Here is an 11,432-nt window from a genome sequence, read left to right as displayed (position 1 = left end):
TTGCTTCAATCCGTTACATCCGTTACAGCCGTTAAAAAATCCGTTGCCGAACTTGCTTCAATCCGTTACATCCGTTACAGCCGTTAAAAAATCCGTTGCCGAACTTGCTTCAATCCGTTACATCCGTTAAAAAATCCGTTGCCGAACTTACTTCCCCATCAGCGACTTATAGGCTGTCACCTTAATATCAATCCCAGTAATATCTGTCCCGACAACAACAGCCGCCGCTCCTAAATCCAAGGCTTTTTTAGCCATTTCCGGCCCCGATATCCCGCCTTCGCAGATAACGGGAACCTTAAGCTTTTCTACCATTTCCGCAAGCAAATCAAATCCCGGCGGCGAGAAATTTTCCGTCTGGGCAGTATAGCCAAAAAGAGTAGTTGCTACAGTATCTGCACCAGCTTCGGCTGCCGCGAGCGCAGCTTCTATTGTATCTACATCCGCCATCACTAATTTGCCCAATTCACTGTGAATTCGCCCGATTAATGTCTTTAAATCTTCCCCGCCAGCAGGACGGTTTCTCAGAGTAGCATCAACGGCGATAATATCGGCTCCAGAAGCGGCGATCGCCCGCGCGTCTTCAAACCGAGGAGTAATGTAAATCTCGCATCCCGGCAATTGCTGTTTCCAAATCCCAATTATGGGAGCAGATATCTGTTTTCGCACCGCTGCAATGTGAGCCGGAGTGTCAATCCGCACGCCCGATGCACCTCGATTGATGGCAGTTAGAGCCATTGCCGCAATTACGATCGGATCGTGCAGCGGCGAATCAGCAGGTGCTTGACAAGAAACAATTAATCCTGTAGGAATTTGACAATTAATCATGGCGAATTGGGGATGGGCAATTGGTAATTGGGAATTACAAATTATACCAGTTCAAAAAAAAGAATGTAACTGTAGACCAAATCCCAACCCATATCCAATGAGTCATTCCCAAATCTAAAATCTAAAATCTAAAATTGTATTACCCATTACCAATCCCAGCCATTAAAGAAATAATTTTGTCCAGCAATTGCTCCGGGTGAATCGGTTTAGCCAAACAATCGTTAGCTCCCGCCGTCACGAAAGATATCTGATCGGGGGGAATTTCATTAGCGCTTAAAGCGAGAATCTTGATATTTTCAGTAGCTAATTTTTGGCGCAGTTGGTGAATTATTTCGCAGCCATTCATACCGGGCAAACGCATATCGACAATCACAGCATTCGGTTGTAAAAGTTCAATTTGTTCCACCGCCGCCGAACCTTCAATCATCCACACCACTTGCAGTCCGGCTGCTGTCAGGATATCGCAAATCAGCATAGCAGTTTCTTCATCTTCTTCCACGAGTACGAGGCTGCCCCGCGAAGAATAATGCAGCGGTAAAGATGAATTAGATTTTTCATAGGTGAATTTTGTGGATTCATCTTTGCTTAGACTTTGGATGGGTATAAAAACGGTAAAAGTAGAGCCGACATCAACTTTAGAGTTGACTTCGATCGCGCCACCGTGAAGCTCTACTAATTGTTTAGTTAAAGCCAATCCCAAACCGGTGCCGCCGTATTCCCGGCGGTAGGGGGAATCCAACTGTTGGAATTTTTGAAACAAAAGCGATCGCTGATTTTCGGGAATTCCAATGCCAGTATCTTTGATTTGAAAAACAGCGGTACTGCCAGCAGGTGCAGTACCGGCCTGCCGCAATGCCGGCGTTCGATTTTTATCTTCTGTCACCCAAACTCGCAGGATGACTCGCCCGCCTTTGGGAGTAAACTTAATCGCATTTCCTAAAAGATTGAAGAGAATTTGTCTCAAGCGGCGCGGGTCAGCGATGAAGCGATCGCACTCTTGTTTTATCCGCTGTTCTTGCAGCAGTTCCACGCCTTTAGCGGCCGCTTTTTCTTTGAGGGCGTGCAGGCTCTGAGAAGCTAATTTAGAAAGTGAAAATTCACTAATTTTTAATATGGCTTTTCCCGCTTCTACTTGCGATAAATCTAAAATATCGTTAATTAATTCTAATAAGTGGTCGCCGCTGTCTCGGATAGTTTGCAGGTACTGCCGCTGCTTTTGTATCGGCACTTCTTTGCTGCCAACTTTGCCGTAAGACCACCGCAGCAGCGTGTCGGAAATGCCGATGACGCAGGTGAGAGGAGTCCGCAATTCGTGGCTCATAGCTGCCAAAAATTCGCTCTTGGCGAGGCTGGCAGACTGGGCGGCGACCAGTGCATCGCGCAGTTCTCGCGTGCGCTCTATTACGCGCTGTTCTGAGGTGCGCTTTTGCTGCTGGACTTGTGCATAAAGTTCGGCTTGGTAAATCGCGATCGCCAAATGTTCTGCTATTTGTCGCAAAAATGTTTTTTTGCTTTCTTCCCACTCCCGAAAAGTACACTGGTGGGCAATTAGCAGCCCCCACAACTCGTCTTGAACTACGATCGGCACTAGCAACTTCGCCCGCACCTTTGCCCGCCGCATCAACTCTAAAAAACAAGGGTGCGAAGAGTAAGTTGTTTCCACATCCGCGACGCACAAAGCCAAACCTTTGCGATATTTCTCTCGGTCAATGACTCCATGGGTAAAACACTGCGCTTCTTCAGTAAAATTCAGTACAGACGAGATATCATCGTTGGCTAAAGCTTCGTAGGTAACGCGACCTAAATACAAGTAAGACCCGGAATTTTCTTGGATTTCGCCAGACCCCGAAACCGCCGCAGATATTTCTTTACCTAACTCACCATTGTGCGGCGCTGGCACTTTTTCAAATTGATAAATTAACAGGCGATCGACCTCCAAAAACTCTCGCACTCGCTCGACTGCTTTTGACAAAATTACAGGCAATTCCAAACTCTGGCGGATTTGAGTTGTCACCTGATTCAAAAGTCGCTCTTGTTCAAGCTGCTGCTGCAAAGCATCTTCTACTGGCTGACAAAATGAAATGCAGGGGCTGGCAATTTGTAATTGATTGACGGCTTCAGCAATTTGGGTCTGTAGCGTTTCTGGATCTATAACTTTGGGGGCGGATTTTCCCTCTATTTCTGTTTGGCTGTGTAGGGGCAGGCGATTATTTGGGCTGGCATTGGCCGCGAGAATATCCAGCAAATTTAGGGTGAATTCGCTTTGAAGAACGGCCGAGTTTGTCTGTATATTTTTAATTGCTTGTTTGAGGGCGCGAATGTCAATTTGCCACGAGGGTGCGCCCGTTATTTCTGCGAGTTTGTCTGCGAGGGGAGACAGGAAATTGGCGATCGCCCCAGGATCGAAAGTCAACTGCACATTCAATTGCGAATGGAGATTTTTTTCGCTGTGCTTGTGTCCGTTTGTTGCGAACTCATCTAATAGATTGCCCCGCAGCAGCGCGCTAAAATGCTCTGATACCACTGCTGCAAACCTTTCCGACGAATTTTCCCGATTTTGAGAATCAGCGATCGCATCGTCGGTCAGCCAAATCGCCCCTGGGATTTCAGCCATTTGCTGTAACAACTGGTAAGCAGCCTCAAAGGTTGCTAGCGGCAAAGTCCGATTTAAGGTTTTTGGTTTCAATCTAGATATTTTCCCGGTTGTTTTAAAGAACAAAATATGAATGTCCCTGTTGTCAGAAAGTAGGTAATAGAAGGCATTGGGGTCAGAGAGCTAATTTCTCCCTATAGTTGTCATCTTTCTTCGGGACGAGTAACCCGCGCTCGAGCGCTTGACGAGCGCGAAAGCGGTAGGAGGAAACTGGGGGAAGGGATACGGCTGTATAATCGATCGCTTCTGGTTGTGTTTGTGAACCGGGTTGTTGATGGAAACTAAGCAATTCTACTCCCATTGCTGGGGTGAAGTTAGCACGCGCCTTTGTTTTCGGAGCTGATTCGCCTAATGGCACGTCCTTAACCAAAATAAAAATGTTTAACCCTTAACGACAGAACAGGGAACTAGCTACGCATCCGCTTGGTGTCATTACTCAAAAAACCTAGACATCAAAGGTCTCAGGCTGGTCAACTGAAAATGAAGTTTTAGGCCCCCGTGCCCAGTCACTTCCGTGCTGGGTCGTTGACTACTTTCAACAATCTTATTCCAGTATAATATTAATATATAATTTGTTAACTTGTACTTAACACTATCCGGGTAAATGAGCAATCCAACTCAACTCACCCCCGATTTCACGATCGGACATCTGCCGTGTCACGACTTCCAAGTGAGCGCTGCAACTCTAGGACAGGTAGTGGCTGAAAGATTTGAGCAAGAACCCGACCTGCCGGGAGTCATTATTACTCATGAATCACAGGTATTGGGGATGATTTCTCGCGTCAAATTTCGAGAGCAAATGAGTTTTCCCGATCGCGTAGAACTTTACGGGTCACACCCGATTCGAGCCTTGTTAGATTTTATTAGAATTCCGCCTTTGCTGCTTTCGGAAAACTGGAAAGTTGACGATGCTGTCCAAGCGTCTTTCAACAGACACAAAGACTTGATTTATGAACCGATTATTGTGGTAATGGAAGACCAAAGTCACCGCCTTTTGGACATTCATACTTTGGTGATTGCCCAGTCGAAACTGTTAGCGCAAGCCAACAAAGTTATTCAAAAATACCGAGTAGAAAGACACAAGTATTTAGCGCTCCTTCAACAAGAGCAGGCTAAGTTTCACGAATGTAATGAGCTTTTGAAAATCCACCAACGTCAAGCAGAAAAGTTTCATACCCATCCCAGTTCCCAGCAAGCGGCCCTGGTCAAACAAGCTGAAGAAATTGCTCAAATGAATCAGCGATTTGTGAGGATTGCGAAACTGATTTCTTCGGAAGGTCGCCAAGCGTTTCAAGCTACTTTTCAAGGGGCTAATTCTATTTGCAACAATACAGATAAAATTTTGGGCGTGGGCAAAGCAATAGCTAATGATTTAGAAACTGTTAACCGCACTTCCCGAACTATCCGGGAGGCGATCGAACAAGTCAGGCATTTAGCAGTACAAGTGGCTGTAGTTACCAATCAAATGGGAAGTCAGCCCAGCGGTCTGAGCAAAGTGAGTCTAGAAATTGGCAGACTGGCAAGTAAAACTTTTGAATTGGGGACTCAAATGGAGCAAATTGCCAGCCGGTTTAAACTTCGAGTTCACGAACTCACGGAGGCAGCAAGAGCGGGTGCTAATGTGGCTAAATCCGTGACGATCAAGATCGATCGCGCAGAAATGGCCCTGCTAGAGTTGGAAGAATTAATAGCCGAAAAAAAATTCAATTCATTGACCGCTACTCAAGAACCTTTGGGCGTCATAAAAAGTGTTACCGCTGATTCTTTAGTTCAAGATATAGAACACGCCGAAGTAGCGGTTTCCGAGTTGGAAAACTTAGTTAAACATCAAGATTCCTCGCAATATCTGATTCAAAAGATTCAGCAGGCGCTGAAGTCCAAAAAGCCCTAAAATCCCAGCCCGAATCTAATGAAATATTACCCGAGGAAAACAAATCCAATTAAAATAATAATTGATCCTTATACTATTTCAAGAATACTATTTGTTATACTGAAGGTGGGGAATTTTTAAATTCAGTTGTAAAAAGGCTATTTAATTAGCCCCACAAACCGATAACAAAGTTCCAATAAGAGTTGGAAGGACAGGTGACGTTTATGAAAATCCTGCTGGTAGAAGATGACACAGTTACAGTCAGTTTACTGACTCAAGCGCTGAACTCTCACAATTACAATGTGAATGCGGCAGCAGACGGTGAAACAGCGTTGCATTTGGTGCAGGCATACGATTACGACCTGATTGTTTTGGATGTGCTGATTCCTAAACTCGACGGCATTAGTTTGTGTCGAAAATTGCGATCGTCCGGCTGCCAAATGCCGATTTTACTGCTGACAGCGCTAGATAGCAGCAACGATCGAGTCCAAGGTTTAGAGGCGGGTGCAGACGATTATGTGGTCAAACCCTTTAATCTCGAAGAATTAATCGCTCGAATTCGAGCTTTGCTGCGCCGGGGTAAGGCAACTTTGTCGAGTACAAATTTGACATGGGAAAAACTGCAAGTCAACCCGGACACTACGGAAGTAACTTATGCCGAAAAAGTGCTGCACTTGACTCCCAAAGAGTACAATTTGCTAGAACTTTTCCTGAGAAATCCCCGACGCATTTTCAGTCGCAGCGCCATCCTCGATCGCATTTGGTCGGCCGGCGAATTTCCTCAAGAAGAAGCCGTTACCGCTCACATCAAGGGCCTGCGGCAGAAGCTGAAAACAGCCGGGATGACAGTAGATTTAGTGGAAACCGTGTACGGATTGGGCTATCGGCTCAAAAGTCTGCCGGAGGAGATTGATAGCCAACAAGTTGGACAGGAAACGGCAGAAACTGCTAAAACTCAAGAGACTTTATCTACTGAATCCAGCGGGTCGAGCCAGGAATTAAACAAAGACGAGCGCCGTCTCAAAGTCTTGAATGCGATTGCCCAAATGCGGGGAAATTTAAAAGCTAATTTTATAGAAAAGGTGGCGATATTCGATCGCGCGATCGCTCAACTGAAAAACGGAAGCTTGGAGGGCGAACTGCGCGAGGCAGCCCAGGCTCAAGCTCACAAATTAGTCGGTTCTTTGGGAACGTTAGGCCTGCCGAAAGGTTCGGAAGTTGCGCGCCAGATAGAACATTTGTTCAAGGCTGAAAATATCTTGAAACCGGGTACGGCTCAGGAGATTGAGGGATTTCTGCATAAGCTCAAACATATATTCGATCACCCGTCGCCCGAACCAGAAGGCGATTTGGTTCCTGCGGTTTCCCAAAAGCGCCGAATGCTGATTGTTGATGATGATACTTTTGGGAGCGAGCAACTGAAAACAGTAGCATCCGGTTCCGGCTTCCAGATAGAAGTTGCCAACTCTCCGCAAGCGGCAAGAAATGCGATTTCTCAGCAGCCTCCCGACGCGATTTTGCTGGATTTGACATTTTCCAGAGCTCAGGAAAACGGAGTTTCTCTCTTAGCCGAACTCCGCAGTGAAAAGCCCGAAATTCCGGTGATGGTTTTTAGCGGACACAATCAATTGAGCGATCGAATAGAAGTTGCTCGTTTGGGAGCTTCCGGCTTTTTACACAAATCTATCCCCCCAGCAGATATACTCAAAGCAGTCGCCCAACTACTCGACCAGAGTGGCCCTGCTGAAGCTAAAGTTATGGTGGTAGACGATGACGTGCATCTATTGGCTGCACTGCAAGTGATTCTACAACCTTGGGGATTTCAAGTAACAACCTTGGACGATCCCGAAAAGTTCTGGGAGGTACTCGAAACGACTTGTCCGGATTTGCTAATTTTAGATGTCGAGATGCCCGGTTACAGCGGTATCGAGCTGTGTTTGGCAGTTCGCAACGATTTGCGCTGGAGCAAGCTCCCAGTGCTATTTTTGACAGCTCATTCCGAATCGGAAACAGTGCGCCAAATGTTTGTCGCAGGTGCTGACGACTACGTGAACAAGCCGATCGTGAAACCGGAATTGATTGCTCGCCTCCTGAATCGTTTGGAGCGGACTCAACTCAGAAACAGACTGGCTCAGGCACAGCGCTAATCTCATTTTAGATTTAAAAAATTAAAGAATTAAAGAATTGAAGAACTGGGAATGACTGATAAGATATGGCTTTCGATCACGTACCTAGAGTTGTATTCTTTTTTTTTAATGGGATAACTAGGAGCAAATATGCAGTGCGTGTCCGAAACAAATCAGGAAGCCTTAGCCAAGACTTGGGATTGTTAGATTGTGTGAATCCGAGGCGGTGCTGTTGATTGATGCTGGCCCGCCGATCGAGAACACAGGCTAATTTAGAGAAGTATTAATCAGATGAAAGCAATGGTATTGCCCTCAGACACAGACAATCTCAATGGCAGCAACTGCGAACTAATTTACGCCCCGGCTGCGATCCAACCTCATGGCATCCTTTTAGTGCTGGAATCTCCTGATTTAAAAATTTTGCAAGTTAGTAACAATATTTTTGAGGATCTCGGCATTTATCCCGAAGAACTTTTGGGCAAATTTTTACAGGAATTTGTCGAAACTGAGGAAATTGAGGCTATAGAAAAAGCTTTATTTGAAAACTGCGATCAATCTAACGGTATCAGATTATCATTCAAAAGTCAAAACCGCCAGTCTTTTTTTCAGGGGACGGTGCATCAATCTAGTTCAGCATTAATTCTTGAACTCGAGTCGGCTGTTTCCCCAAAACCTAGCGATTCTTTCAATTTTTATCATTTAGTCCAAGAGCCGATCGACAAAATCCACAGAACACAAAACCTGCAAGTGCTGTGTCAGACAGCAGTTGAAGAAGTGCGGAGGATGATCGGTTTCGATAGAGCGATCGTCTATCAATTTGATGCCACAGGTGCGGGGGAAGTGGTCGCCGAAGACAAAGTAGAAAGTTTGGCTCCTTTATTGGGACTGCACTATCCGGCTGGCGATATTCCCCCCCAGGCAAGAAACCTGTTTACCATGAATTTAATTCGGTTTATTCCCGATATTAACTGTCAGCCTGTAGAACTAATTCCTCACTGCAATCCGCTGACTGGTCGCCCACTAGATCTGGGCTTCTCTTTGTTGAGAGCAGTTTCCCCTTGCCATGTTCAATACCTCAAAAACATGGACATTGGTGCTAGCATGACCTTGACATTAATCAAAGATCAAAAACTCTGGGGATTGATTGCCTGTCACCACCCTACACGAAAGTATGTCAGCTACGAAACAAGAAAGGCTTGCGAACTGCTAGCCAAGTTTGTGAATCTAGAACTCAGCTACAAACAAGATAGCGAAAATTGGGAATATGCAATTTATTTAAAAGAAAATTGCCATAAATTTGTTACCAAAATTTCTAAATCACACTGGTTTGTAGAAGGTTTACTTAAATACCGAGATGAATTGCTGACCTTAGTGGGCGCAACCGGTGGAGTTGTTTGTGCCAATGAAAATTTAACAACCATCGGCCAAACCCCGGAATTGGTAGAAATCGAAAGCTTAATTGCTTGGATAAAAAATCAAAAAAATAATGATATTTTTCATACAGATTCTCTCTCAAAACTGTATCCGCCATCTGAGAAGTTTAAAGAAGTTGCTAGCGGTTTGCTGGTACTTGCCATGTCCGAGATGCAAAATTATTACATTTTGTGGTTCCGTCCAGAAACAATTCAAACTGTCAACTGGGCCGGTCAACCAGACGAGGAAATTGAAGTTAAACCGGATGGCAGCCGGCCGCTGTCTCCTCGCAATTCCTTTGACTTGTGGCAAGAAACTGTGAGGTTAAAATCTTTGCCTTGGCAGCGGTGCGAAATCGAAATAGCCCGAGAACTGCGAGTTGCTATTACTAGCATGGAGTTGCGGAAAACCAATCAGCAGCTTAGCTTAGCTTTGTCGGCTACCAAAATTGGATTTTGGGATTGGGACGTGCAGAAAAATCGCATAGTTTGGTCGAGGGAACATGAAGAGTTGTTTGGGTTGGCGCCGGGAACTTTTGCCGGAACTTATCAAAGTTTTGCAGCTTGCGTTCACCCAGAAGATTTAAAAGGTGTGGAGAATGCTATAAATCAGGCCCTGGCCCAGCGAGGAGATTTCTGTCACGAAAACCGCGTGGTTTGGCCCGACGGCAGTATTCACTGGATGGAGGGGAAAGGTAAGTTTTTTTACAACGAAGCCGGCGATGCAGTGCGGATGGTGGGGACTGTTACAGAAATTACCGATCGCAAAGCTAGAGAATTACAGTTGCGCCTGTTGGAATCAGTAGTCACCACCACTAACGACGCCGTGTTAATTACCGAAGCTGAACCGATTGAGGAACCAGGCCCGCGAATTATTTATGTCAACCCAGCTTTCACGCGGATGACCGGCTATACGCTAGAAGAAATTGTGGGCAAAACGCCGCGCATCTTGCAAGGAGAAAAAACAGACCGCGCCAGTCTCCATCGAGTTCGGACAGCTTTGAAAACCTGGCAGCCGGTGCGGGTTGACTCGATCAATTACCGCAAAGACGGGACGGAATTTTGGGTAGAAATGAGCATTGTGCCCATAGCGGACGAAAATGGTGAGTTTACCCACTGGGTATCAGTGCACCGGGATATTAGCGATCGCAAACTTGCTGAAGCCGCCCTCCAACAGCTCAACGAACGGTTAGAAATGCGAGTTTTGCAGCGAACCAGAGAACTAGAAAGCTCTCAAGCAGAACTCCGGGAAAGCGAAGCTTTATTTCGGTCTCTGAGCGAGAGTTCCCCCGTGGGCATTTTCAAAATCGATACTGAGGGGAAATGTACCTATACAAATCCTCGCTGTCAAGCAATTGGCGGCTTCACACCGGCAGCAGCTTTAGGAAAAGGCTGGATGCGGTTTGTTCACCGCGAAGACCTCAAACTAATTCTGTCTAAGTGGTCGGAATCACAATCGCTACATGGGGAATTTTCCTGCGAATTCCGCCACATTCAGCGAGACGGAACCATCCGGTTTTGTCGGCTGAAAACAGCTCCGATTTTTTCCGACAGATCTCAACTAATTGGTCACGTCGGCACCGTCACAGATATCACAGAAAGTCGGGCAATTGAAAAAATGAAAAATGAGTTTATTTCGATTGTCAGCCACGAACTGAGAACGCCGCTTGCCTCCATTCGCGGTTCTTTAGGTTTGCTGGCGGCTGGGGTACTGAAAAATAAACCGGAAACGGCCAAACAGATGTTAGAAATCGCTTCGAGCGATACCGAACGGTTAGTGCGTTTGGTAAACGATATTCTCGACTTAGAGCGGCTCGATTCGAGCCAAGTTATCCTCGTCAAGCAGTGGTGCGATGCCCAGGTTTTGATGCGGAAGTCTGCAGAAGCTGTACTTTCTTTGGCTGCTGAAAATAACATTGATTTGTTGATTTTGCCGGAAACAGCTCAAATTTGGGCTGACCCCGACAGGATCGTTCAACTGCTGGTAAATTTGTTGAGCAATGCGATTAAATTCTCTGCTCCAGGGAGTACAGTAACTGTCAGGGTTAAAGATTTAGGCGATTCCGTACCAGATAGCTATGCTTCACGGGTTTTATTTGAAGTCAAAGATCGAGGGCGGGGGATTCCAGCAGATAAACTAGAAACTATCTTTGGACGGTTTCAACAAGTCGATGCTTCTGACTCCCGCCAAAAAGGAGGTACGGGTTTGGGTTTGGCTATTTGTCGCAGCATTGTACAGCAGCACGGGGGCAGAATTTGGGTCGAAAGTGTTGTCTCACAAGGCTGCAGTTTCTATTTCACAGTGCCTGCACCGTTGGAAGGCGAAGGGGGAAAAAGTTTGGAGGTTTGAGATTGCTTTGATAAGATATCGCGAAAGCTAAAGTTGCTGGAAACGCAGGCGGGTAGGATGATTTTGGGAGGCTGATATGTCGATTTTTGGCGTGGGACAATTGGAGGATGATGCTTGTGGGGAGTAGGGGTTAGGCGTCCCGCCTGCGGTGAAAATATACCGGACGGGCTCATGGGCCCATCCCACAAAACAATCA

At 46.1% G+C, this 11,432-nt stretch carries 5 protein-coding genes; 3 read left to right on the top strand and 2 right to left on the bottom strand.

The window, feature by feature from the left end; genetic code table 11:
• Window positions 1–147 precede the first annotated feature (147 nt).
• Window positions 148–825, bottom strand: coding sequence for an N-acetylmannosamine-6-phosphate 2-epimerase (locus QUB77_RS08315; protein WP_333171216.1), 678 nt, complete (start codon window positions 823–825; stop codon window positions 148–150).
• 139 nt (window positions 826–964) lie between these two features.
• Window positions 965–3,511 carry an ATP-binding protein gene (locus QUB77_RS08310; RefSeq protein WP_333171213.1) on the bottom strand — a complete coding sequence of 849 codons (2,547 nt, stop codon included), beginning with the start codon at window positions 3,509–3,511 and terminating at the stop codon, window positions 965–967.
• Window positions 3,512–4,082: 571 nt separating this feature from the next.
• Between QUB77_RS08310 and QUB77_RS08305 the strand changes: the two genes are divergently transcribed.
• From QUB77_RS08305 to QUB77_RS08295, 3 genes are all read left to right on the top strand, one after another.
• A complete protein-coding gene (locus QUB77_RS08305) occupies window positions 4,083–5,369 on the top strand; it encodes a chemotaxis protein (protein WP_333171211.1) in 1,287 nt (428 codons plus the stop codon).
• 203 nt (window positions 5,370–5,572) lie between these two features.
• A complete protein-coding gene (locus tag QUB77_RS08300; RefSeq protein WP_333171209.1) occupies window positions 5,573–7,495 on the top strand; it encodes a response regulator in 1,923 nt (640 codons plus the stop codon).
• Between the two features lie 270 nt (window positions 7,496–7,765).
• On the top strand, window positions 7,766–11,236 hold the full coding sequence (locus QUB77_RS08295; RefSeq protein ID WP_333171207.1) for a PAS domain S-box protein: 3,471 nt from the start codon (window positions 7,766–7,768) through the stop codon (window positions 11,234–11,236).
• The last annotated feature ends 196 nt before the right edge of the window (window positions 11,237–11,432 follow it).

Source organism: Microcoleus sp. AT9b-C3 (genome assembly GCF_036705485.1).
GTDB lineage: Bacteria > Cyanobacteriota > Cyanobacteriia > Cyanobacteriales > Microcoleaceae > Microcoleus.
Note: the sequence above shows the minus strand (reverse complement) of the source record. Positions and strands in the feature narration are given on the sequence as shown.

Excerpts from the sequence above, each read along its gene's own strand:
- QUB77_RS08315 (WP_333171216.1), bottom strand. The coding sequence starts at position 825 with ATGATTAATTGTCAAATTCCTACAGGATTAATTGTTTCTTGTCAAGCA.
- QUB77_RS08305 (WP_333171211.1), top strand. The coding sequence starts at position 4,083 with ATGAGCAATCCAACTCAACTCACCCCCGATTTCACGATCGGACATCTG.
- QUB77_RS08300 (WP_333171209.1), top strand. The coding sequence starts at position 5,573 with ATGAAAATCCTGCTGGTAGAAGATGACACAGTTACAGTCAGTTTACTG.
- QUB77_RS08295 (WP_333171207.1), top strand. The coding sequence starts at position 7,766 with ATGAAAGCAATGGTATTGCCCTCAGACACAGACAATCTCAATGGCAGC.